Below are 23,895 nucleotides of genomic sequence, written 5' to 3'. Positions count from 1 at the left end.
TGCGTCTCTGCGTGCTCCCCTCTCACGCAGGCGGGAGAGGGCAGCAAACCAGCAGCGTGCCAGGCAAACCAGCTTCAGTTCACCTGCCGGTTCATCCCCTCCCAGAACGGCTCGCGCAGCTTGCGCCGCAGCAGCTTGCCCGACGGGTTGCGCGGCAGCGCGTCGACGAAATCGATGCTCTTGGGTACCTTGAAGCCCGCCAGCCGTTGCCGCGTCCACGCGAGGATGCCATCGCGGTCGGCGTCCTGGCCAGGCTTGAGCACGACGATGGCCTTGACCGCCTCGCCCCACTTTTCGTCCGGCACGCCGATCACTGCCACGTCCGCCACTTGCGGGTGGGCGTAGATCGCGCTCTCGACCTCGGCCGGATAGACGTTCTCGCCGCCGCTGATGATCATGTCCTTGACGCGGTCGTGGATGTACAGGTAGCCCTCGGTGTCCATATACCCGGCGTCGCCGGTGCGCAGCCACCCTTGCGCATCGATGGTGCGCGCGGTGTCCTCGGGCTGCTTCCAGTAGCCCGCCATATTGTGCTGCGCGCGGACCACCACTTCGCCGACCTCGCCCGGCGCGAGCTGGCGCCCTTCATAGTCCACCACCTTGAGTTCGACCCCAGGCAGCGGCTTGCCGGCGGCGCGCATGCGCGGCACGTCGTCGGTGGTGTGGTCCTCTGGCGGCAGCGCCACGATGGTGCCGGTGGTTTCGGTCATGCCGTACTGCTGCACGAAGCCGCAGCCGAACACCTCGATGCCCTCGCGCAGCAGCGCCGCCGGGATCGGCGCGGCACCGTACAGCAGGTACTTCAGGCGCGAATAATCGACCTGCCGCGCGCGCGGATCGCGCAGCACGATCTGCATCGCGGCCGGCACCAGGAACAGCTTGCTGATGCGGTCCCTCTCGATAAAGTCGAGCACCGCGCGCGGATCGAATTCGCGCGCGACCACGCCGGTGGCGCCGGCCAGCAGGTTGCGCAGGCCCCAGCCGGAACCGCCGATATGCGCCACCGGCATTGCCACCAGCGAGATGTCATCCGCGGTCCAGTGCGACCACGGCGTGCCCTCGCGTTCGCTGATCTCGGTGCCGATGGTCAGGTTGCGGTGCGTGAGCATCGCGCCCTTGGGCCGACCGGTGGTGCCGGATGTATAGAGCTGCAGCACGACGTCGTGGGCGGCCGGCTGGTGCGCCGGGGGCGTGGCAGGCTGGGCGTCGCGCCAGTCCGCATAGCAGGGCCGGTCGGCGAGCTGCGCGCAGGGTTCCATGGCGATCACCTTGCGCACCATCGGCAGCGACGGCAGCAGCTGTGTCACCATGGCAGCGGACTCCGCTCCGACGAAGAGCACCACCGCATCGCAATGCCCGACGATAAACGCCACCTCCGGTGGCGCCAGCCGCCAGCTGACCGGTGCCATCACCGCGCCGCACTTGCCGGCACCCACCAGCAGCTCGAAATAGTGATCGCTGTTCTTGCCGATATAGGCAATGCGGTCGCCCACGCCGACATCGTCAGCCAGCAACGCCTGCGCCACCCGGTCGGTATTGCTGTCGAACCCGGCATAGGTGGTCTGCCGGCCTTCGAACGAATACGCGACCGCCTCGGGCCGCAGGCGGGCGAAGTGGCGTACCGCGTGAGGCAGTGTCGTCAGGTAGCTGAAATCCATCCGCGTCTCCGTCTAGTTGGCGATGGCCCGCGCGGCTCAGCGCGGCGCCATCCGGATGGCGCCGTCCAGGCGCACCGACTCGCCGTTGAAATAGCCGTTGCGGCACATCTCCACGGCGAGCGAAGCGAACTCTTCCGGCTGCCCCAGCCGCTTGGGGAAGGGCACCGAAGCGGCCAGCGCGGCCTTGACGTTCTCGGCCGCGCCCTGCAGCAGCGGCGTATTGAAGATGCCGGGCATGATGGTGTTGACGCGGATGCCTTCACTGGCCAGGTCGCGCGCGATCGGCAGCGTCATGCCGACCACGGCGGCCTTCGATGCCGAGTAGGCGGCCTGCCCCATCTGGCCGTCCTGCGCCGCCACCGACGCGGTGTTGATGATCACGCCGCGCTCGCCGCTGGCGGCATCCAGCGTCAGCATGCCCGCGGCCGAGCGCGCGATGCAGCGGAACGTGCCGATCAGGTTGATCTGGATGATGCGTTCGAAGGCATCGGACGGAAAGAACTTGATCTGGTCCGGCGCCTCCTTGGCACGCGAAGCGGTCTTGATGGCGTTGCCGGTGCCGGCGCAGTTCACGAGGATGCGTTCCTGGCCGATGGCGGCACGCGCCCTGGCAAAGCCAGCTTCGACCTCGGCTTCGGAGGTGACGTTGACCTGGCAGAACACACCACCAAGTTCGCGCGCCAGTGCCTCGCCCTTTTCCGCGTTGAGGTCGAACAGGGCCACGCGCACGCCTTGCGCCGCCAGCGCACGGGCCGTTGCCGCACCCAGGCCCGAGGCTCCGCCCGTCAACACTGCCGATACCGATGCATTGAGTTCCATACCGTCTTTCCTTTGTCTCTTGTCCATGGCCGGGCCGATCAGGCGCGGCGCCGCGGTTGCGATGTCGCCGGCGGGCGCGCAGAGCGTCTGTGCCGGAGTGGGGTCGAGATTCGTGGATCGGCGCAGTCCACGCATCGTCTGAAGCGACGAATGCCAGGACCATCCTGCCGCCGGTGCGAGGTGGCACGCAGAAACGGGTACGGCGCCGTCGTTTTGCTCGCGTATTCCCCTACCGTATTCCCGACTGTTTTCCGACCATTGCTCGCCAGGGTGTGGCGTGCTTGAAACGCCCCCGACTGTGTCAGCGCTGAAAATTTTGAAGAATTCAAGTCGGCGATTACCATTGCGGCACCGCAGCATCAGCGCCCGCACGGGCAGGACCGCAGGACAAGCGCCCCACAATCCGTGTTTCCACCCCCCGACACGGGGGATAAAAACATACAACATTGTTTGGCATGATTGGCGTATGGCAACCGCCCGGTATCGGGCGGTGCCGACAGTCGCTGCAGCATCCGTATCCGGTGCCAATACAGAAAACCGGAACGGAACCGATAACACAAGAAGATGGCCACTTGCCGTGGCGCAGAGCAAGAGGCGTTTGCCACCGGGGGGAATCAGAACATGGGCGAACACCCGACTACGGACGAGGACTTTCATCGTCTGGTCGACTCCATCTACGAGTCAGCGTTGGACGTCGCGGCCATGCCCGCCGCCCTCGATCTCTTCTCCCGCTACACCTCCACCGGCAGCCCCCGTTACCTGATCTGGGACAAGCTTGCGGGCCATGCCCGCCTGGGCGTGACCCCGCACGGCTGCTTCACCAGCGGCGTCAGCGTTCCGGACTGGATGCCCGCCCCGCTCGAGCTGCCCCACCTCGGCGCCTGCTGTGCCACCTCAGACGGGCCGGCGCTCGCGCAAGCCACGGCGGCGCTCTCGCATGACGGCCGGATGGCGCAGGCGGCCAGCGCCACGTTGGCCTGCAGCGGGCTGGAACAGGGCATGCGCCTGATTGAAAACGCCGAAGTCTGCGTGCTGATGAGCGGCACCAGCGCCGGCAGCATCAGCGCGGGGCAGCGCGAACGGCGGCTGTCGCATGTGATGCCGCACTGGGTGCGTGCGGCCCGGATGCAACAGCGCAATTTCGAACTGAGCGGGCTGGCCAGCCTGGGGCTCGCCGGGCTCGATACGCTGGACTTCGGCGTGATGGTGCTGCAGGCCGACCTGCGCGTGCGCTACGCCAATAGCTGGGCCGAGGCGCTGGTGCAGGCAGACAGTCACCTGTCGCTGCAGGACGGTGTGCTGCGCGCCCACAGCGACGCGCTGCAGGCGGTGCTGCGCCGGCTGCTCGACGGCGCGGTGCGCGGCCGCGGCGCCGACGCGGCCTCGGGTTCGTGGATGCATATCACCTCCGGCGGGCAGCCGGTGCCGATCATCGTCACGCCGCTGGTCTCGCGCCAGCCGGTGGAGGGCCCGTGGCAACTGCCAGCGGCGATGCTGCTGCTGGGCAATTCGGAATCGCGTTCGGTGCTCGATGCCGGCGTGCTGACCTCGCTGTTCGGACTGTCGCGCAAGGAGAGCATTATCGCGATCCGCCTGGCTGCCGGCGAAACCCTCAACGAGATCGCCGAGCGGGAATTCCTGTCCCCTCACACCGTGCGCGTGCATATCCGCGACACGCTGCGCAAGACCGGCACGCACCGCCAGTCTGAACTGGTGCGCCTGCTGCACCTGCTGCCCGGCGTGAACCTGGAGCGCGCCGGGGTGACTTCGGCCACCCGGCCGCGCGCGCCGCGTCCGACTCGGGCGGCCTGAGCCCCTTCCCTACTTCCCTTTGCCGACCGCTGCCTGTGCCGCGGCCAGGAAGCGATGCACCAGAGGGCCGAGCGTGTCGACGAAGTCAGGCACCTGCGGTATGCCACCGCCTGCCCTCTCCCCCTGCCCCTCTCCCGCAGCAATGATTCGGAGCGCTGGTGGAGCCGGATATTGGGCAAGGCAGTACTTGGCCAACAGGTCCCCGCCAGCACCGGCCGCAAGGCGGTGGAGCTGGTGCGGGGCTGGTGCGAGCCTGCACCCGTCGCGTAGGCCGCGGGCAACCACCAGGTAAGGTCTCATATCAACGGGTCAGGCGGCCAGGCTCAGGCCGCCCCCGTGCGACCGGCGGTGGCGTCGCTCCGGCTTGCATTCGTACTTGAGCTCGGTGCGCCCGTCTTCGTAGGCCACCTCGAGCCGCACCGTGAAGCCCCACAGCCGCGTCACGTGCCGGATCACCTCGTCGAAGTTGTGCGCCAGCGGCCGGCGGTCGTTCTGCAGGTGCCGCAGCGTCAGGGAGCGGTCGCCGCCCACGTCGACATTGGTGACCTGGATATTGGGCTCCATGCTCGACAGGTCATACTGCGCGGCCATCAACTGGCGGATCGCGCGGTAGCCCTCGTCATCGTGGATCGCGGTCACGCGCAGCTTGCCCTCGCGGTCGTCGTCCAGCACCGAGAACAGCTTGAGCTCGCGGATGACGCGCGGCGACAAGAACTGCAGCAGGAAGCTCTCGTCCTTGAAGTTGCGCATGGCGAAGTCGAGCGTGGTGCGCCAGTCGCTGCCGGCGATCTCCGGCGCCCAGCGGTAGTCCTCGTCGGTCGGGTTCTCGCACATGCGGCGCAGGTCCTGGAAGAGCAGGAAACCCACCGTGTACGGGTTCATGCCGCTGTAGTACGGGCTGTGGTACGGCGGCTGGTAAATCACGTTGGTGTGGGCCTGCAGCAGCTCCATCATGAACGCGTCGTTGACCAGCTTCTCTTCATAGAGCTGATTGATGATGGTGTAGTGCCAGAACGTGGCCCAGCCTTCGTTCATCACCTTGGTCTGGCGCTGCGGGTAGAAGTACTGCGCGATCTTGCGCACGATGCGAACGATCTCGCGCTGCCACGGCGCCAGCTTGGGCGCGTTCTTCTCGATGAAGTACAGCAGGTTCTCCTGCGGCTCCGGCGGGAAGGTGGTCTCGGGTTCCTGCGTATCGTCCTCGGACGACAGCGCATGCGGACGGTGCTTGGGCAGCGTGCGCCACAGGTCGTTGACCTGCATCTGCAGGTAGTTCTCGCGATCGGCCTGGCGCGCTTTCTCTTCGGTGATGGACAGCTTCTTCGGCCGTTTGTAGCGGTCCACGCCGTAGTTCTGCAACGCGTGGCACGAATCCAGCAGCAACTCCACTTCCTGCTCGCCGTAGCGCTGCTCGCACTCGGCCACGTAGTTCTTGGCAAACAGCAGGTAGTCGACGATGGCGTCCGCGTTGGTCCAGGTGCGGAACAGGTAGTTGCCCTTGAAGAAGGAGTTGTGGCCGTAGCAGGCGTGCGCGATCGTCAGCGCCTGCATCGGCATGGTGTTCTCCTCCATCAGGTAGGCGATGCAGGGATTGGAGTTGATGACGATTTCGTAGGCCAGCCCCATATGGCCGCGCTGGTAGCTGCGCTCGGAGGCCAGGAAGTGCTTGCCGTAGGACCAGTGGCTGTAGCCGACCGGCAGGCCTGCCGACGCGTAGGCGTCGAGCATTTGCTCGGCCGTGATGATCTCGATCTGGTTGGGATAGGTGTCCAGCCCGAATTCGCCGGCGATGCGGGCGATCTCGCGGTCATACCGGTTGATCAGCTCGAAGGTCCATTCCGAACCCGTGGAGAGATAAGCCATCCTTTACCCCTTTTCCCCGTTGCCCGAGGCGAGGCGCCGGACCGCTGCGGCGCGCACGGCATTGCCGCGCCGCGTGGTCCGCGTTGCCTCGCCATTCGTGTTCACTTCAGCCCTCCGGCCCCAATGGCCCGGAAGACCGGATCGTTGCCAGTCTACGCCGCGCGCTTCTGGAACAGGTCGTGCAGCACCGGGTAGATCTCGTCCGCGCCGATGATGCGCTGCATCGCGAAGTGATCGAACTGGTTCTTGACCGTCAGGTACTCTTCCCAGAGGTTCTGCGGTTCTTCCGACGCCACTTCCACATAGGCGTAGTACTGCACCAGCGGCAGGATCGACTCGCGCAGCAGGCGCCCGCACAGTTCGGAGTCGCCGGCCCAGTTGTCGCCGTCGGAGGCCTGCGCGCAGTAGATGTTCCACTGGCTCGGCGGATAGCGGTCGTGGATCACTTCCACCATCAGCTTGAGCGCACTCGACACCACGGTACCACCGGACTCGCGCGAGTGGAAGAAATCTTCCTCGACGACTTCCTTGGCCACCGTGTGATGGCGGATAAACACCACGTCGATGCGTTCGTAGTTGCGCTTCAGGAACAGGTACAGCAGCATGAAGAAGCGCTTGGCCAGGTCCTTGCGGCTCTCGTCCATCGAGCCGGACACGTCCATCAGGCAGAACATCACCGCCTGGGCCTGCGGGCGCTTCTTCAGCACGCGGTTGTTGTAGCGCAGGTCGAGCTTCTCGATGAACGGCACGCGGTCGATGCAGGCGCGCAGGTGCCGCATCTTCTCCATCAGCTCGAGCGTGTGCTCGGCGTACGGGCCGTCTTTTTCCAGCGCCTCGGCATAGGCCAGCTCCAGGTCGCGCAGGCGCTTCTGGTAAGGGCTGGACAACGCGATACGCCGCCCCAGCGAGCTGCGCATGGTGCGCAGGATCGACAGGTTCGAAGGCGTGCCGTCGATGGAAAAGCCGGCGCGCACCTTGCGCACTTCGGCAATCTTGGCGAGGTGGCGCTTGGCCAGGTCCGGCAGCGCCATGTCCTCGAAGAAGAAGTTAAGGAAATCCTCGCGCGACAGCGTGAAGACGAAATCGTCCTCGCCTTCGCCACTGTCGCTGGCCCGCGAACCGCCGCCGCCACCGCCCTGCTGCTGGCGGTCGAAGGAATCACCCTTGACGAACTTCTTGTTGCCAGGGTGAATCCACTCGCGCCGCCCGCCGGGGCCGTGGTGGAAGATCGGCTCGGAGATGTCCTTGACCGGAATGGACACCTGGCCGCTCTGCTCGATGTCCATGATCTTCCGGCCGGACACCGCCTTTGCCACTGCTTGCCGGATCTGCTCGCGGTAGCGTTTGATAAAACGTTGCTGGTTGACGGCACTCTTGTTGCCGCCGTTCTCGCGCCGATCGATGACCGTAGCCATATGTTGCCCTCGTTGAGAGACCTGTTCCGCGGCGCCGTTACGATGATTTTCTTACGCGCAGATACCACTCCACCAGAAGTCTCACTTGCTTGGGCGTGTACCCCTTCTCGACCATGCGGTTGACGAAGTTCTCGTGCTTGTCCTGGTCTTCGCGCGAAGACTTGGCGTTGAACGAGATCACCGGCAGCAGGTCCTCCGTGGTGGAGAACATGCGCTTTTCGATCACCATCCGCAGCTTTTCATAGCTGGTCCAGACCGGGTTCTTGCCGCCGTTGTTGGCCCGCGCCCGCAGCACGAAGTTGACGATCTCGTTGCGGAAATCCTTCGGGTTCGAGATACCCGCGGGCTTTTCCACTTTCTCCAGCTCGTCGTTCAGCGCATTGCGGTCGAGGATCTCGCCGGTATTGGGATCGCGGTACTCCTGGTCCTGGATCCACAGGTCGGCGAACACCACATAACGATCGAAGATGTTCTGGCCGTATTCAGAGTAAGACTCGAGGTACGCGGTCTGGATCTCCTTGCCGATAAACTCCACGAACGGCGTGGTCAGGTACTCCTTGATGTACGACAGCAGCTTCGCTTCCTGTTCCGGCGGGAACTGCTCGCGCTCGATCTGCTGTTCGAGCACGTACAGCAGGTGCACCGGGTTGGCCGCCACTTCGGTGTTGTCGAAGTTGAAGACCTTGGACAGCACCTTGAACGCGAAGCGCGTCGACAGCCCGTTCATGCCTTCGTCGATGCCGGCGTAGTCGCGGTACTCCTGGTACGACTTCGCCTTCGGGTCCACGTCCTTCAGGCTCTCGCCGTCATAGACGCGCATCTTCGAGAAGATGTTCGAGTTCTCCGGCTCCTTGATGCGGGTCAGCACCGCGAACTGCGCCATCATCTTCAGCGTGTTGGGCGCGCATGGCGCGGCCGACAGCGAACTGCTGCGCAGCAGCTTGTCATAGATCTTCACCTCGTCGGACACGCGCAGGCAGTACGGCACCTTGACGATGTAGATCCGGTCGAGGAAAGCCTCGTTGTTCTTGTCGGCCTTGAAGGTCTGCCACTCGGCCTCGTTCGAGTGCGCGAGGATCACGCCGTCGAACGGGATCGCGCCGAACCCTTCGGTACCCTTGTAGTTGCCTTCCTGCGTCGCGGTCAGCAGCGGGTGCAGCACCTTGATCGGCGCCTTGAACATTTCGACAAACTCGAGCAGGCCGCGGTTGGCCAGGCACAGGCCGCCGGAATACGAGTACGCGTCCGGATCGTCCTGCGGGAAGTCCTCGAGCTTGCGGATGTCCACCTTGCCCACCAGCGACGAGATGTCCTGGTTGTTCTCGTCGCCCGGCTCGGTCTTGGAGATCGCGATCTGCGACAGCACCGACGGACGCAGCTTCACCACGCGGAACCTTGTGATGTCGCCGTTGAACTCGTGCAGGCGCTTGACCGCCCATGGCGAGGCGATGGTGTTCAGGTAGCGCACCGGAATGCCGTAGTCCTCTTCGAGGATCTTGCCGTCTTCCTCCGGCGAGAACAGGCCCAGCGGCGACTCATGGATCGGCGATCCCTTGAGCGCGTAGATGGGAATCTGCTCCATCAATGACTTGAGCTTCTCCGCGAGCGAGGACTTGCCGCCGCCGGGAGGTCCGAGCAGATACAGGATCTGCTTGCGCTCTTCGAGGCCTTGCGCCGCGTGCTTGAAGAACGAGACGATCTGCTCGATCGTGTCCTCCATGCCGTAGAAGTCGCGGAAGGCCGGATAGATGCGAATGACCTTGTTGAAGAACAGTCGAGACAGCCTGGGGTCATGGTGGGTATCCACCAACTCAGGCTGGCCGATCGCGGCGAGCATGCGTTCGGCAGCGGTCGCGTAGGCAGTCGGATCCTTTTTGCAGATCTCCAGGTACTCCTGGATGCTGTATTCCTCTTCCTTGCGAGCTTCGAAGCGCGTAGCGTAGTGGCCGAAAATGTCCATACCTCACTCCCGTCAGAGTCCACGTCCGAGGCGAAGGTAGTTCTACCCCTAAGACTCCGCACAACTTCGGCGGCACACCACCCCGGCCTGGCGACCTGTCATGTTGCGAAGTCTTTACTTCATCATAGTCAAATAACGGCGATGGTGGAGTCCGAGTTGACGAATCTTGCGTCAATGCAACGCTTGTTTCGCCGCTGCATTTCCTGCCTGATTCGCTGTCAGCTTTTGGCTGATTTTCAGTTCGGCTTCGCCCCCGCACGCGACGGGCCATTGACCATGCTTGTGACACACCTTACACCTTTCCCGCCATCCGTGCACATCCGGTTTTGTAACCGGAAGCACAAAGGCCGGCATCTGTGCCGGCCTTCTTTTCGACGCGCACTCACGTACCTGGAGTGCTGACAATGGGTCAGAGCGTGCGCGCCACCAGCTCCTTCATGATCTCGTTGGAGCCGCCGTAGATCTTGCCTACACGTGCGTTGGCGTACATTCGCGCGATCGGATATTCGATCATGTAGCCGTAGCCACCGTGCAACTGCAGGCACTCGTCGATGATCTCGCAGTTCTTCTGCGTGCACCACCACTTGGCCATCGCCGCGGTGGCCGCATCGAGCCGGCCCTGCATCAGCCGCATCATGCAGTCATCGACGAAGGTAGCGGCGATCGTTGCCTCGGTCTTGCACTCGGCAAGGCGAAAACGCGTGTTTTGCAGCTCTGCCAGCGGCTGGCCGAACACCTTGCGCTCGCGCACGTATTCGGTGGTGAGCTCGATCGCGCGCTGCATCGACGCGGTCGCACCCAGGGCGATGATCATCCGCTCCTGCGGCAGCTGCTGCATGAGCTGATAAAAACCCTGCCCCTCCTGCTCGCCGAGCAGGTCCTCGCACGGCACCAGCACGTCGTCGAAGAAGAGTTCGGCGGTGTCCTGCCCCTTCTGCCCGATCTTCTCCAGGATGCGTCCACGGCGGAACCCCGGCAGGTCGCGCGTCTGCACCATGATCAGCGAAACGCCGCGCGAACCGGCCTGGGGATCGGTCTTGGCGACCAGGCAAACGAGGTCGGCGTGGTAACCGTTCGTAATAAAAGTCTTTGCACCGTTTATGCGATAGCAGTCCCCGTTGTCGGTCTTTTCCCGCACTGCGCGGGTGCGTACCGATTTGAGGTCGGAACCCGCGCCGGGTTCCGACATGGCGATGGCCGCCACCATCTCGCCGCTGGCCATCTGCGGCAGCCATTTGCGCTTCTGCGCCTCGGTGCCGTAGTTCAGCACGTAATGTGCCACGATGCCGCTGTGCACGTTATTGCCGAGGCTGGTGCAGATGGCGCGCGCCATTTCGCGCGTGATCACGGCCTCGTGCGCGAAGCTGCCCCCGCCGCCGCCGTACTCCTCCGGAATGCTGGCGCACAGGATGCCGGCCTGGCCGGCGCGGCGCCAGACCTCGCGGTCGATATAGCCCTGTTCGGCCCAGCGGGCCTCGTTGGGCGCCAGTTCGCGCTCGACGAAGCGGCGCACAGTGTCCTGGAACATGACCAGGTCTTCGGTCATCCAGGGGGTCTGGCGTGCGGCGCCCGCCGCGTGATGGTCGTGGGATGCCATATTGGTTGAGAGGGTAAACGCGAAATAAGCGCGAAAGTCAGCGTAAAAAGGGAGAAGGCATGCGAAGGCCGTCGGCCGCATACCTATATAAGTAAACAGTGCGATGACGCCCCAGCCGGTTGCTGCGATGCATCAAGCGGCTGGCATGCGCCGTCAGTCGGGCCAGCGGTAACGCAGCGGCTGCTTGGCCATGAAGCGGTTGGCCGCCTCCATCCGGTATTCCGTGGAGAAGGCGATGCCCTGCCCGTCCGCCTCCATCGCCAGCATGGTGTGCAGGTCCTGGTTGAGCGACGCGTTCAGCGCCTGCTTGGTCAGCGCGACCGCCACCGGCGAGGCCTCGGTGAACGCGCGCGCGAACGTTTGCGCGCGCTCGGCCAGCGTGTCCGGTGGCACGATTTCCATAACGATGCCAAGGTCTTGCGCGGCCTGGGCGTTGAGCTCCTTCATCGAGAACATCAGTGCCTTGGCGCGCTGCAGGCCGATGATCCGGGGCAGCGTGTAGAACACGCCACAATCCGGGATCAGGCCCATGCGCAGGAACGGCAGGCCGAAGCGCGCCCGCGGAGTGGCGAGGATGATGTCGGCGGTCAGCGCCAGGCTGAAGCCGGCGCCGTAGGCCGCGCCGTCGACCGCTGCGATCACCGGTACCTCGAACTGGATCAGGTCCTCCAGCCAGCCGTGCACGTGCTGCAGGCGCCTGCGCCCTTGCGCCGCGTCGATCTCCACCTGCATCGAGCTGATATCGCCGCCCGAGCAGAAATCGGTGCCGGCGCCGGCCAGCACCAGTGCGCGTACGCTGTCGTCGGCGCGTAGCTGGCGAATCACTTCGCCAATCTCCTCGCGCATGGCCAGCGACAACGCGTTCTTGCGTGGCGCGTCGAGCGTCAGCGTGGCGATGCCGTCCTCGACGGCGAAGCGGATGGTTTCCATTTGTCAGGCTCCGTTCAGTCGAGTTGGATATTGGCGTCGCGCACGATCTTCGCCCACTTGGGCGTGTCGCCACTGACCACCGCGGCCAGCTCCTGCGGTGTCGAGCCGACCGGCTGCAGGCCCATGCCGGTGAGCTTCTGCGTCACCTCCGGCAGCCGCACGATGCGCGCGGTCTCGGCCGCCAGTTTGGCGGTCACTTCCTTGGGCGCGCCGCCCGGCAGGAACAGCCCGAACCAGCCGTTGGGCTCGAAGCCCGGCAGGCCCAGCTCGGTGAAGGTCGGCACATTGGGCAGCGCCTTGTAGCGCTGGCTGCCGGTAATCCCCAGGATCCTGAACTTGTTGCTGCCCAGATGGGCATTGGCCGAGGTCACGTCGACAAAGGCCGAGTCCACCTGCCCGCCAAGCAGGTCGCTGACCAGCGGCGCCGCGCCCTTGTAGGGGATGTGCGTCAGCTCGATGCCAGCCTGCTGCTTGAGCAGCTCGCCGTGCAGGTGCGACGAGGTGCCGTTGCCATACGAGCCGTAGCTGAGCTTGCCGGCCTTGGCCAGCGCCAGGAACTCGCGCATATTGCTGGCCGGCACGCGGTTGGGCACCACGAACAGGTCCGACGACTTGGCGATCAGCGACACCGGCGTGAAGTCCTTGCCCACGTCGTACGGCATGCGCTTGTACAGGCTGGCCGACTGGATCAGCGCGGTGATCGCCAGCAGCAGGGTATAGCCGTCGGCCGGCGCCTTGGCGACGAGGTCGTTGCCCAGCATGCCGCTGGCACCGGGCTTGTTCTCCACCACCACCGGCTGGCCCAGGCTTTCCGCCAGGCGCTGGCCGACCAGACGGCCGACGGTGTCGGTGCCGCCGCCGGCCGGGTACGGCACGATCAGGCGGATCGGCTTGTTCGGGTACGGCTGCTGCGCGAAGGCCCGGCCCACGCCGCCGAGCGCGGCCGCGCCGGCCAGGGTGCCGGCCTGCGCCAGCCAGTTGCGTCTGCTTTGCTGCATGCTGTCTCTCTCTTTCTCTGTATCGCGGCGAGGCTCAGGCGCGCGGGGTCTGCGAGCTATCCGCCTGCATCTCGCGTTCCTGCAGGGCGCGCCACAGGATCTTGCCGGTGGCGGACTTGGGCAGCGCATCGACGACATCGACGATGCGCGGCACCTTGTAAGCGGCCAGGCGCTCGCGGCACCAGGCCATGATGCGGTCCGGATCGGCCTCGGCGGTGCCGCGCGCTTCCGGGCGCAGCGCCACCACGGCCTTGACGGTCTCGCCGCGGCGTTCGTCGCGCGCGGCAATCACGCAGGCCTCATGGATGGCCGGGTGCGCGTACAGCAGGTTTTCCACCTCGGCCGGCCAGACCTTGAAGCCTGACGCGTTAATCATGCGCTTGAGCCGGTCGCGCATGAAGAAGTAGCCCTCCTCGTCCACCACGCCCAGGTCGCCGGTGCGCAGGAAGCGCTTGCCGTCGAGTTCGATGAACGCGGCCTCGTTGGCCTCAGCGTTGCGCCAGTAGCCCAGCATCACCTGGCCGCCGTGGGCGACGATCTCGCCGGTCTGCCCCGGCGGCAGTTGCTGCAGCGTCTCGGGGTCGATCACGCGCGCATCCACGCCGAAGGTGGCGATGCCCAGGCATTCGCGCTTGGGCCGATGGCGCGGGTTGGACAGCAGGAACGCGGCGGTCTCGGTCATGCCGTAGGCCTCGACGTACGGCAGGCCGAAGCGCTCCTGCAGCATGTTGGCGACCGCATCCGGCATCGGCGCGCCGCCGCCGCCCAGGTAGGCCAGGCTCGACAGGTCGCGCTGGCCCACGTCGGGCTGCGCGAAGAAGTCCACCAGCATCGCCGGCGGCGCGCCCCATACCGAGACGCGGTAGCGTTTGATCAGGTCGGCGGCCAGCGCCCGGTCCCAGCGCGGCATCAGCACCACGGTGGCACCCAGGTACAGCGGCGAGTTCATGCAGTTCTGCATGCCCAGCAGGTGGAACATCGGCGCCACCGCCAGCACCACCGACTCGGGCGTGCTGCTGCGCCAGATCTGCGAGCCCGCCGCCGCGGTCATCAGCGTGCCGTGGGTATGCATGCAGCCCTTGGGATTGCCGGTGGTGCCCGAGGTATAGGCCAGCATGCACAGCGTGTCGGGGCCGGCCTGGTGCGGCAGCGGGCGGTGCCCGGCGGCGCTGGCCGTTTCCCATGCCACCGGCATTGCGCCGGACGGCGCGGGCTGCAGTGCCGGCGCGGGCTCGCGCAGCCATGCCGGCACCGGCAAGCCGCCGTCGTCGCGCAGCATCGCGCCGTAGTCGTGCACGATCACGTGGCGCAGCGCCGGACCGTGCAGCGGTGCCATGCGCGGGTACAGCTCGCTGCCGGCGAACGCGGCCACCGCGCCGCTGTCCTCGACCACGTGCGCCAGCTCCGCCTCCAGCCACATCGGGTTGGCCGGCACCACCACCGCCTCGGCGCGCAGGATCGCGTAATAGGCAATGATGTACTGCGGGCAGTTCTGGCTGCACAGCACCACGCGGTCGCCCGGCCGGATGCCGCAGGCCTGCTGCAGGTAGCCCGCCATCCGCTCGATCTCGTCCTGGAGGCGCGCGTAGGAAATCGCGGTGCCGAAATACTGGATCGCGGTCTTGTCCGGATAGCGGCGCGCCGCGGCCTCGACGTTGTAGAACAGGCTGGTGCGCGGCGTATGCAACGTGGCCGGCAGGCCGGGCGGCCAGGCGGGCGAACGCAACGGCGGTTTGTCGGGGTGGGTAGTGCTCGTAGCAGGCATCATGTGCAGCAAATCGACAGGTTAGTTCGGGAAAGTCTTAGTCGAGGCGGATGTTGTTCACGCGGATGACCTTGCCCCAGCGGGCGTAGTCGGCCTGGACCACCTGGGCGAAGGCATCAGGCGTGCTGCCGGTCAGCACGATGCCGAGGTCGTTCATGCGCTTGCGCACGTCGGGCTGGGCCAGGATGCGGTTGACGTCGGCGGAGAACTTGTCGACGATGGGCCGCGGCGTGGCGGCCGGCAGGAACAGGCCGAACCAGCCCTGCCCGTCCATGCCCGCCACGCCCGCCTCACGGAAGGTCGGCACCTCCGGCAGGTGCGGCGAACGGCCGGCGCCGGTCACCGCCAGCGCGCGCAGGCGGCCGGTGGCGTGGTGCGGCTTGGCGCCCATCACCGAGATGACGGCGGCCGGCACCTGGCCGCCGAGCAGGTCGTTCAACTCCGGCGCCTCGCCCTTGTACGACACGTGGACCATGTCGAGCCTGGCCGACTCCTTGAAGATCTCGCCGTACAGGTGGCCGCTGGAGCCGGTGCCATAGGAGCCGTAGGAGAACTGCTTAGGCCTGGCGCGGACCAGCTCGATAAATTCTTTCAGGCTGTTGGCCGGCACCGAGCTGTGCACGGCGAACACCAGGTTGGTGGTGGCAAGCTCCGACACCGCGACCAGATCCTTGACCGGGTCGAACGGCGGCCTGGTGTAGAGGCTGGGCGCCTGCACCAGCGTGGTAATCGTCAGCAGCGCGGTATGGCCGTCGGCCTCGGCGCGGACCACGGCTTCGGAGCCGATCATGCTGCTGGCGCCGGGGCGGTTCTCCACCACCACCGGGCGCTTCCAGGCCTTGCCCAGGCCATCGGCAAGAGCGCGCGCCAGCACGTCGGTGGCGCCGCCGGCGGGGTAAGGCACGATCAGCCGCACCGGTTTCGACGGAAACGCCCCCTGCGCCCAGGCGGCACCGGAAGCCAGCATCCCGGCCCCGGCGGCGGCCACGGCCAGTACCCCGGCGCACAGGCGCCGCAATGCACTACGACGATGAGCCTGCATGTGCTTGTCTCCTTTGGTGTCTGGTATCGGGCGCGGGGGTTCTGTCCCTTTTGCGTCCCGCCGGGCCGGTGTTCCGGCACACGTCTCTTTTATGAGCCCGAGAGTGCGCGATGCTGCGGTGCTCGGACAATGACCAGACTCGCCAAAATGATTGGCCGAATCGCTCAGGCGAAAGCCAGGCTTTGGCAAATCCCGATTGTGCGGCGCGCGCACGGCTTGTTAAGGTGGCGAAAAGACCGGCCCAGCCAGCGAATATGACCGCCGCGCCCCACGCGACGGCGACGCGCCAGCCTGCGAGGAGACCCATGCACACCGCCGCCCTGTCATCGCACCGCCTCTCCCCGCCCGGCAAGCTGCACATCGCCGGCGGCCCGCTGCCCGGCTTGCCCGAGCCATGCCCGCTCCGACCGGCAGAGCCGCCGCCCGCCACGGCGGCGCCGGCGCGCCACACCATCGCGGTGCTGCATGTCGACCACATCCTGCTGGGGGCGCGCCGGCTCGGCCTGGACATCGACGCGCTGCTGCGCCGCGCCGGCATTTCGCCCGCCTTGCTGGCCTCGCCCACCGCGCGCGTGACCCAGGGCCAGTACGCCGCGCTGATCCGCACGCTGCGCCGCGTCACGCGCGACGAGCTGTGGGGGCTGCTGGAGCGGCCGGTCACGCCGGGCGTGTTCGCCCAGGCGTGCGCGCGGCTGGTCCACTGCACCACGCTCGAAGACGCCCTCCGCACTGGCATGCGCCTGTACCGGCTGCATATCGACGCCTTCGCGCCGCGGCTGCACCTGAGCGCCGACGGCAGCACCGCCACGGTGGAGCTGCATCCGCGCGCACCGGCCTCGGCCTGCCGCAGCTTTGCCGAATCGACCTTTGTCTTCCATGCCTATGCGCTGGTTAGCTGGCTGGTGGCGCAGCATATCCCGCTGCGCCGCGTCGACCTGAGCGCCGCGCCCGCGCAGTGCGGCACCGACACCGGGCGCGTGTTCAAGGCCGCGGTGCACTACGGCCAGCCGGTCACCGCGCTGCACTTCGACGCCGCGTGCCTGCGCATGCCGGTGATGCAGGATGCGGACAGCCTGCGCGAATTCCTGCGCGAGACCCCGCGCAACCTGCTGATCCGCTACCGCGCCAACTGCTGCCTGGCCGAACGGATCCGCCAGCACCTGCGCTCGCACCTGGATGGCGAATTGCCGTCGCTGGAGCAGATGGCCGAGGTGCTGCGCCTGACGCCGCAGACGCTGCGCCGCCGGCTGCGCGACGAGGGCCGCGGCTACCAGAGCATCAAGGACAGCCTGCGCCGCGACGTGGCCATCGGCATGCTGGAGCGTCCGGGCATGACGTTGCTGGATGTGGCGCTGCGGCTCGGTTTCTCGGAGCCGAGCACCTTCCATCGTGCCTTCAAGAAGTGGACCGGCGTGGCGCCGGGCGAGTATCGGTTGCGCGGGATGCGCGCGGAGGCGGTGCCGGGCTGAGGCCAGCGCCTATCTCTGGCCCACCGGCCACCCGGTGCGCTGCCCCGCCTGCACCATGCCCTCCCGGGGCAGCGGCACCTGCAGCGTCGCCAGCAGCAAACCCATGCCGGCAAGGATCCGGTACTGGCTGGCCAGCTCGGTGTACTGCCCGGTCACGTAGGCCGTGCGGGCGCTGAAGTACTCGTTCTCGGCATTGAGCAGGTCCAGCAGGGTGCGCTGGCCGAGCCGGAACTGGCGGCCGTAGCCGACGCGCGTGGCATCACTGGCCTCGACGTATTGCCTCAGGCTCGCCAGCCGGTCCTGCGCGGTCAGGTAGGCGTTATACGCCTGCGACACGCTTTCCTGCACCTGCCGGCGCAGCCGGTCCAGGTTCTGTTCGGCTTCCTGTATCTGGTAGCCGGCCTCGTTGACGCGCGCCTTGTCGGCGTTGCCGCGGAACAGGTTGTAGCGCATGCGCAGCATCACGCTGCGCTCGTCGGTGGTGCCCAGCACGCGGTCGCGGTCGCGCCCCACGCCCACCTCCAGATCGAGGCGCGGCCACATCGCCGCTTTGGCCAGCGAGCGCCCGGCCTGCGCTTCGGCGATATCGGCCTGACCGGCGCCCAGGGCGGGATGGCTGGCGCTGGCCACCTGCTGCGCCTCGCGTTCGGTGGCGGGCAGCAGTGCCGACAGCGACTCCGGCCGGGCCAAAGTCTCCGGCGGTGCGCCGACCACGCGCAGGTAGGCCGTCAGCGCATCGCGCAACGCGCCCTGCTCGGCCCGCAGGTTCGCCTGGGCCAGCGCCAGCCGGCTTTCCGCCTGGAACAGGTCGGCGCGGCGCAGCACGCCGTTGTCGGCGCCCAGCCGGATCTGGTCATGGATGTGCTGATGGGCTTCGAGATTGGCCATGCCGATCGCCACGGTCTCCTGCCGGCGCAGCACCTCGACATAGACGCCGACTGTGCGCAACGCGATATCCTCCGCGGTGGCGCCCACCCGGAAGGCCGCGCCGTCGATCCGCGCGCCCTGGCGCTCGACGTCGCTGCTGGTGGCAAAGCCATCGAACAGCATCTGCGAGATGGTGACGCCGGCGGTGTGGCTGGCATAGGAAGAATCGGACAGGCCCATCAGCCGCGTGCTGTGGCTGTCCAGGCGCACGCGCCCGGTGGCAGCGTTGACATCGACCCGCGGCAGGTAGCCGGCACGCGCCTGCTTCAGGCCCTCGTCGGCGGCCAGCCGGCGGCTGCCCGCGGCCAGCACCTCGGGATTGGTATGCACGGCTTGCTCGACTGCCTGGCGCAGCGCCTGTGCCGCCGCGTGCTGCGGCACCACCATGGCCGCCGCCCATAGCAGTACATGTGCCAGCCGGCACCATGTCGTGGTCATGCTTCCCCCAGTCGGTCCCACCGTGCTGAACCATACCGGCCTGCCGGCGGCATGTCTGTCCGAGCCCATGCCGCCAGCCTGCGCGATACGGAAAAGCGGTGTGCTACTCGCTTATTATGGTTTTTCAACTTCGCCGGCGTACCGGTACTGCTCTGCTGCCTGTCCCTTCGCTTTCTTCTCGTCCTTGCTCCTGCCTCAGATCGTGTGGATATTGCCGTTGCTCAGCAGCGTGTTGAGGTCCAGCCCCACCACGCCCTGCAGCACGGCGACGTCCTGGAATGCCGCGGCCGTGCCGCTGCCGTCCCGGTCCAGGCTCACCACGGTATTGCCATCCACTTCCGACAGCCGCACGAACTGCCCGGCATTGGCGGCGGTCACGCCTGAGCCGGAAAGCAGGTCGGACAGATCCAGCACATCGCCGCCGGCGGCTTCCGCCGCCAGGTCGAAGTCGGTGATCGTGTCGACCGAGGCGGCATCGGTGCGCACGAAGCGGTAGGTGTCGCTGCCGGCGTCACCCGTCAGCGTGTCGGCGCCGGCGCCGCCGGTCAGCACGTCGTTGCCGCCGCCGCCGAACAACTGGTCATCGCCCGCACCGCCACGCAATACGTCGTTACCGCCGGAGCCGGTGAGGGTGTCGTTGAAAGCCGAACCCATCACGCCTTCCATGTTCCGGTAGCTGTCGGTACCCAGGCCCGCCGCGCTCAGGTTGACCGCGGTGGCGGTGCTGCTTTGCGTCAGCGTGAAGGACACCGCGCCGATGGCATCGGAGATGTCGATCAGGTCGATGCCGGCACCGCCGTCGAGCGTGTCATTGCCCGCGCCGCCACGAAGGATGTCGCCGGACGTGCTGCCGGTCAGCGTGTCGTTGAAGCGCGAACCGATCACGCCTTCCATATTGCTGTACGTATCCCGGTCCAGGCCGAGGCTGGTCTGGTTGACGAGCGTGCCGCTGCTGCTCTGCGTCAGGGTAAAGGTGAGGCTGCCGTTCGCATCTGAGAAATCCAGCATGTCGATGCCGGTGCCACCGTCGAGCGTGTCGTCGCCCGAGCCGCCGCGCAGCACGTCGTCGCCGGCGCCGCCCCTGAGCGTGTCGGCGGCCGCTCCGCCAATAAAGACGTCGCCAACCGCGGCGCCTGTCAGCGTATCGATGTTGCTGCCGCCATCCAGATAGGACGCCTGGTAATTGAGGCTCGCCAGCGACACCGTGGCAGGCCCGTTGGTCGACGAGACATTGACCGTGACCGTCGCCGTGCTGGTGCCGCCCGCGCCGTCGGAAACGGTGTAGCTGAAGCTACCCGACGCCGCGTTGCTGGCGTTGAACATGACGTAGCTGTTATTGGTGCCCGGCGCGAACATCAGGTTGCTGACCGCACCCGAGGCAGAACCCAAGGCCGTAATCGTCATGGCGCTGCCGTCGACGTCGCCGTCATTGCCGAGCAGTGCGCTGACCGGGATCAGGATGCCCTGGGTGGAGTTCGAGACATAGACCACGTCTGCTGCCGCCATCGGCGCGTCATTGACCGGACTGACCGTCACCGCCACCACGTCGGTATCGACCGAAGCGCCATCGCTGGTCTGCATCCGCACCGACGCCACCCCCGCATAGTCCGTATCGCCAACGAAGCGCAGGCCATCCAGCGCGGCATTGATCGCCGCGTCGGTGCCAGTGAACGTCATGGTGCCATCCGCGCTGCCGTCGCCGGCCAGGAACTGCAGCCCGGCGATACCGTTCAGCGTGATCGTGCCGCCGCTCGCGGTCAGCGTCACGGTGTGGCTGCCGTTGTCGACGTCCGAGATGCTGAACGCATTGCCGTTGGCCGAACTGAACACCACCGGCGTGTCTTCGATGGCGACCTGCGCGGCGGGCACGGCATTCACCACAGCGTCGTTGGTACCGGTGATATTGACGGTAATCGCCTGCGTGGCAGTCAGGTCCGACGATTGCACGGACAGCGTTTCGGTGACCTGCTGGCCCGCTGCAAGCGCCTGCGCCTTGCTGTTGTCGAGCGTGTAGGTCCAGGCGCCGGTGGCGCTGTCGAAGGTGAAGGTGCCGTACCGGCCGAGCAGGCTTTCAGCCGGCACCGGTGCAAAGTGGGCGTCGCCGCTGTCGGCGTCGGTGACCGTCAGCTTGCCGCTGGCGAAAGCGTCGCCGGGATCTCCGGCGTCGCCCGCTTCGGTTACCGCCGTGTCTTCGCTGCCCGACGCCGTGATGGTGGCGTGGTCATTCGCGCCGGTGATGTTGACCGTAATGGTCTGCTTCGCGGTCAGGTCCGCGGACGCAACGATCAGCGAATCGCTGGCCTGCTGGCCTGCAGTCAGCGCGTCGGCCCTGCTGTTGTCGAGCGCATAGGTCCACGCACCGGTATTGCTGTCGAACGTAAAGGTGCCGTACTGGCCGACCAGATCGGCGGGCAGCACCGCGGCAAAGTGCGCTTCGCCGGTATCGACGTCGCTGGCCGTCAGCGTGCCGCTGGCCGAAGCATCGCCGCCAATGGCGTTTGCCGCGCCGCCAGCTTCGGTCACAGACATATCCTCGCTGCCAGACGCCGTGATGATGGCGTGGTCGTTGGTGCCGGTGATGTTGACGGTGATAGTGTGTTGCGCGGTCTGGTCGCCGGAAGTCACCGTCAGTGAATCGCTGACCTGCTGCCCGGCGGTCAGCGCATCCGCCTTGTCGTTATCGAGCGTATAGGTCCAGGCACCGGTAAAGGTATCGAAGCTGAAGAAGCCATACTGCCCGATCAGACTCAGCGTCGGCACGGCGGAGAAGTGGTTTTCGCCCGTGTCGACGTCGCTGAGCGTCAGCGTGCCGCTGGCCGATGTGTCACCCGCCATCGCGTTGGCCGCCCCGCCGGCTTCGGTGACCGACGTATCCTCGCTGGCCGACGCGGTGATGGTGGCGTGGTCATTGGACCCGGTGATATTGACGGTGATGGTCTGCTGCGCGGTCTGGTCGGCGGACAACACCGTCAGCGAGTCGCTGACCTGCTGGCCCGCAGTCAGCGCATCGGCCTTGTTGTTGTCCAGCGTGTAGGTCCAGGCGCCGGTATTGCTGTCGAACGTGAAGCTGCCGTACTGCCCGATCAGGCTGTCGGAAGGCACGGCGGCGAAGTGCGCTTCGCCGGCATCGGCATCGCTGGCGGTCAGCGTGCCGCTGGCCGAAGGGTCGCCGGCATTGGCGTTGGCCACACCGCCGGCTTCGGTTACCGACGTATCCTCGGTGCCTGAAGCCGTGATGGTGGCGTGGTCGTTCGCGCCGGTGATGTTGACCGTGATGGTTTGCTGGGCTGACAGATCGGCCGAAACCACAGTCAGCGAATCGCTGGCCTGCTGGCCGGCCGTCAATGCATCGGCCTTGCTGTTGTCGAGCGTGTAGGTCCAGGCGCCGGTATTGCTGTCGAAGGTGAAGGTCCCGTACTGGCCGGCGAGTTTTTCCGCAGGCACAGCCGCAAAATGCGCTTCGCCAGCATCGATATCGGTGACCGTCAGCGTGCCGCTGGCCGAGGCGTCGCCTGCATCGGCGTTGGCTGCACCGCCCGCCTCGGTCACCGACGTATCCTCGCTTCCCGACGCCGTGATCGTGGCATGGTCGTTGGCGCCAGTGATGTTGACCGTGATGGTCTGCTGCGCGGTCAGGTCGGCGGAAGCTACCGTCAGCGAATCGCTGACCTGCTGCCCCGCAGTCAGCGCATCAGCCTTGCTGTTGTCGAGCGTGTAGGTCCACGCACCGGTATTGCTGTCGAAGGTAAAGGTACCGTACTGCCCAGCCAGGCTTTGCGCAGGCACAGCGGCAAAATGCGCTTCCCCAGTATCGACATCACTGACCGTCAGCGTGCCACCGGCAGACGCATCGCCGGCGCTGGCATTCGCCACCCCGCCCGCTTCCGTCACCGCCGTATCCTCGTTCGCCGACGCCGTGATCGTCGCGCCATCATTGGCGCCGTTAATCCGGATGGTCAGCGACGACGACGCACTCGCCAGCCCATCCGTCACGCTATAGCCGAACGTCTCCTGCACCTGCTCGCCGGGCCGCAGCGCCTGCACCTGCGCGTTGCCATTGTCCAGCATATAGCTGTAGCTGCCATCGGCATGGATAGTCAGCGTGCCGTAGTTGCCGACATAGGTGCCGGGATTGCCCACGGCCAGCACGTTGCCGGCATCGACATCACTGTCATTGGCCAGCACATTGCCGGTGATCGGGTTGGGCGAGTTATCCTCGCCGATCCGGTTGCTGTCGGCCGCGGCGGTGGGCGCATGGTTATCGTAGCCGGCGAAGTCGGTCTTGGCCAGGTCGTGCAGGCCATTGAGCTTGATCACCATCTCCGCCGTGGCGGGATTGCCGTCGACATCGACGTAGACATAGGTGTTGCCGCCCGATTGCTCGAACCAGGCACCATGGGCCGTGGGTTCGCGCCCACCCCATTCGAAACCGGTATTGCCCAGCACCGGCCGCAGGTCGAGGCGGTCGGCGCCCTTCTGGAAGTCGGTGATGACGTCCATGCCGGCGGCGGTGGAGTCCGACACCGCGTGGTAGACGAACACGTCGCCGCCGCTGCCGCCGCTCAGCGTATCGCCGCCTACGCCGCCGCCGATATTGTCGTTGCCGCCTTCGCCAGAGATGGTGTCCTTGCCGGCGCCGCCCGCGATGATGTCATCGCCGCCCACGGCAGCGTTGTTGCCATTGTCGCCGTAGATCAGGTCATCGCCGTTGCCGCCCTGGATCCGGTCGTTGCCGGGCTGGGCCGAGCTGCGCCCTTGCAGGTAGTCGGCATAGCTGTCGTAGCCGTCGCCGTACAGCGTATCGCCACCGTTGTCGCCGCTGTACAGTGCCGACGAACCGTCGGCGCTGCCGATCACGTCATCGCCGCCGCCGCCATAGACCGCGTCGGTGCCGTTGCCGCCCGACAGGTTGTCGTTGCCGAGTCCGCCGAACAGGCGGTCCTTGCCGTTGGCGCCCAGCAGCGTGTCGTTGCCGCTGCCGCCTTCTACGATATCGTCGCCGTTGCCGGCATCGACATAATCGTTGCCGTCGCCGGCACTGACATAGTCATTGCCGTTGCCACTCAGGATGGTGTCGGCGGACGTGGTGCCGCTGATGTTGTCGCTGCCGTTAGTGCCAGTCAGGGTTGCCATGATTTCTCTCTCTCCGTCCTGAGTTGCCGGCGCTTGGCCAGGCATTGTTTGTTGTCGTGATGTGCAGCG

The 23,895-nt window shown here is 66.4% G+C and carries 14 protein-coding genes; 2 read left to right on the top strand and 12 right to left on the bottom strand.

The features are described from left to right. Positions 1-74: 74 nt before the first annotated feature. Both AB1I47_RS18220 and AB1I47_RS18215 read right to left on the bottom strand, forming a co-directional pair. A complete protein-coding gene (locus AB1I47_RS18220) occupies positions 75-1,658 on the bottom strand; it encodes a fatty acid--CoA ligase (protein WP_354685144.1) in 1,584 nt (527 codons plus the stop codon). A 36-nt stretch (positions 1,659-1,694) separates the two neighbouring features. After that, entirely contained in the window at positions 1,695-2,477 is a 783-nt protein-coding gene (locus AB1I47_RS18215; protein ID WP_354685143.1) for an SDR family NAD(P)-dependent oxidoreductase, read from the bottom strand. A gap of 621 nt (positions 2,478-3,098) precedes the next feature. Here AB1I47_RS18215 and AB1I47_RS18210 point away from each other — a divergent pair. Beyond that, positions 3,099-4,289, top strand: coding sequence for a helix-turn-helix transcriptional regulator (locus AB1I47_RS18210; RefSeq protein ID WP_354685142.1), 1,191 nt, complete (start codon positions 3,099-3,101; stop codon positions 4,287-4,289). Between the two features lie 309 nt (positions 4,290-4,598). Here the strand turns inward: AB1I47_RS18210 and AB1I47_RS18205 are convergent, their stop codons facing one another. From AB1I47_RS18205 to AB1I47_RS18170, 8 genes are all read right to left on the bottom strand, one after another. Then, complete coding sequence (locus AB1I47_RS18205) at positions 4,599-6,152, bottom strand: SpoVR family protein (protein WP_354685141.1); 1,554 nt, start codon at positions 6,150-6,152, stop codon at positions 4,599-4,601. Positions 6,153-6,304: 152 nt separating this feature from the next. Then, positions 6,305-7,567, bottom strand: coding sequence for a YeaH/YhbH family protein (locus AB1I47_RS18200; protein WP_354685140.1), 1,263 nt, complete (start codon positions 7,565-7,567; stop codon positions 6,305-6,307). A gap of 37 nt (positions 7,568-7,604) precedes the next feature. Beyond that, positions 7,605-9,527 carry a PrkA family serine protein kinase gene (locus AB1I47_RS18195; protein ID WP_354685139.1) on the bottom strand — a complete coding sequence of 641 codons (1,923 nt, stop codon included), beginning with the start codon at positions 9,525-9,527 and terminating at the stop codon, positions 7,605-7,607. A gap of 409 nt (positions 9,528-9,936) precedes the next feature. Continuing rightward, positions 9,937-11,124, bottom strand: coding sequence for an acyl-CoA dehydrogenase family protein (locus AB1I47_RS18190; RefSeq protein WP_354685138.1), 1,188 nt, complete (start codon positions 11,122-11,124; stop codon positions 9,937-9,939). A 153-nt stretch (positions 11,125-11,277) separates the two neighbouring features. Continuing rightward, on the bottom strand, positions 11,278-12,054 hold the full coding sequence (locus AB1I47_RS18185) for an enoyl-CoA hydratase/isomerase family protein (protein ID WP_354685137.1): 777 nt from the start codon (positions 12,052-12,054) through the stop codon (positions 11,278-11,280). A 14-nt stretch (positions 12,055-12,068) separates the two neighbouring features. Continuing rightward, positions 12,069-13,052 (bottom strand): tripartite tricarboxylate transporter substrate binding protein, encoded by a 984-nt coding sequence (locus tag AB1I47_RS18180; protein WP_354685136.1) that lies wholly within the window; start codon positions 13,050-13,052, stop codon positions 12,069-12,071. Between the two features lie 34 nt (positions 13,053-13,086). Next, on the bottom strand, positions 13,087-14,820 hold the full coding sequence (locus AB1I47_RS18175; protein WP_354685135.1) for a long-chain fatty acid--CoA ligase: 1,734 nt from the start codon (positions 14,818-14,820) through the stop codon (positions 13,087-13,089). Positions 14,821-14,854: 34 nt separating this feature from the next. Beyond that, on the bottom strand, positions 14,855-15,859 hold the full coding sequence (locus AB1I47_RS18170; RefSeq protein ID WP_354685134.1) for a tripartite tricarboxylate transporter substrate binding protein: 1,005 nt from the start codon (positions 15,857-15,859) through the stop codon (positions 14,855-14,857). Between the two features lie 305 nt (positions 15,860-16,164). Here AB1I47_RS18170 and AB1I47_RS18165 point away from each other — a divergent pair, with 305 nt between their 5' ends. Next, complete coding sequence (locus AB1I47_RS18165) at positions 16,165-17,328, top strand: AraC family transcriptional regulator (protein ID WP_354685133.1); 1,164 nt, start codon at positions 16,165-16,167, stop codon at positions 17,326-17,328. A gap of 9 nt (positions 17,329-17,337) precedes the next feature. Here the strand turns inward: AB1I47_RS18165 and AB1I47_RS18160 are convergent, their stop codons facing one another. Further along, on the bottom strand, positions 17,338-18,693 hold the full coding sequence (locus tag AB1I47_RS18160; RefSeq protein WP_354685132.1) for a TolC family outer membrane protein: 1,356 nt from the start codon (positions 18,691-18,693) through the stop codon (positions 17,338-17,340). A gap of 195 nt (positions 18,694-18,888) precedes the next feature. Then, positions 18,889-23,826, bottom strand: coding sequence for a beta strand repeat-containing protein (locus AB1I47_RS18155; protein ID WP_354685131.1), 4,938 nt, complete (start codon positions 23,824-23,826; stop codon positions 18,889-18,891). Positions 23,827-23,895 lie beyond the last annotated feature (69 nt).

This window comes from Cupriavidus necator (assembly GCF_040578825.1).
In the GTDB taxonomy this organism is placed as follows: domain Bacteria; phylum Pseudomonadota; class Gammaproteobacteria; order Burkholderiales; family Burkholderiaceae; genus Cupriavidus; species Cupriavidus necator_E.
This window is presented reverse-complemented; position numbering and strand designations above follow the sequence as displayed.

What these genes read in the sequence shown, in the direction of transcription:
- AB1I47_RS18220 (WP_354685144.1), bottom strand. Translation starts at nt 1,658, where the DNA reads ATGGATTTCAGCTACCTGACGACACTGCCTCACGCGGTACGCCACTTC.
- AB1I47_RS18215 (WP_354685143.1), bottom strand. Translation starts at nt 2,477, where the DNA reads ATGGAACTCAATGCATCGGTATCGGCAGTGTTGACGGGCGGAGCCTCG.
- AB1I47_RS18210 (WP_354685142.1), top strand. Translation starts at nt 3,099, where the DNA reads ATGGGCGAACACCCGACTACGGACGAGGACTTTCATCGTCTGGTCGAC.
- AB1I47_RS18205 (WP_354685141.1), bottom strand. Translation starts at nt 6,152, where the DNA reads ATGGCTTATCTCTCCACGGGTTCGGAATGGACCTTCGAGCTGATCAAC.
- AB1I47_RS18200 (WP_354685140.1), bottom strand. Translation starts at nt 7,567, where the DNA reads ATGGCTACGGTCATCGATCGGCGCGAGAACGGCGGCAACAAGAGTGCC.
- AB1I47_RS18195 (WP_354685139.1), bottom strand. Translation starts at nt 9,527, where the DNA reads ATGGACATTTTCGGCCACTACGCTACGCGCTTCGAAGCTCGCAAGGAA.
- AB1I47_RS18190 (WP_354685138.1), bottom strand. Translation starts at nt 11,124, where the DNA reads ATGGCATCCCACGACCATCACGCGGCGGGCGCCGCACGCCAGACCCCC.
- AB1I47_RS18185 (WP_354685137.1), bottom strand. Translation starts at nt 12,054, where the DNA reads ATGGAAACCATCCGCTTCGCCGTCGAGGACGGCATCGCCACGCTGACG.
- AB1I47_RS18180 (WP_354685136.1), bottom strand. Translation starts at nt 13,052, where the DNA reads ATGCAGCAAAGCAGACGCAACTGGCTGGCGCAGGCCGGCACCCTGGCC.
- AB1I47_RS18175 (WP_354685135.1), bottom strand. Translation starts at nt 14,820, where the DNA reads ATGATGCCTGCTACGAGCACTACCCACCCCGACAAACCGCCGTTGCGT.
- AB1I47_RS18170 (WP_354685134.1), bottom strand. Translation starts at nt 15,859, where the DNA reads ATGCAGGCTCATCGTCGTAGTGCATTGCGGCGCCTGTGCGCCGGGGTA.
- AB1I47_RS18165 (WP_354685133.1), top strand. Translation starts at nt 16,165, where the DNA reads ATGCACACCGCCGCCCTGTCATCGCACCGCCTCTCCCCGCCCGGCAAG.
- AB1I47_RS18160 (WP_354685132.1), bottom strand. Translation starts at nt 18,693, where the DNA reads ATGACCACGACATGGTGCCGGCTGGCACATGTACTGCTATGGGCGGCG.
- AB1I47_RS18155 (WP_354685131.1), bottom strand. Translation starts at nt 23,826, where the DNA reads ATGGCAACCCTGACTGGCACTAACGGCAGCGACAACATCAGCGGCACC.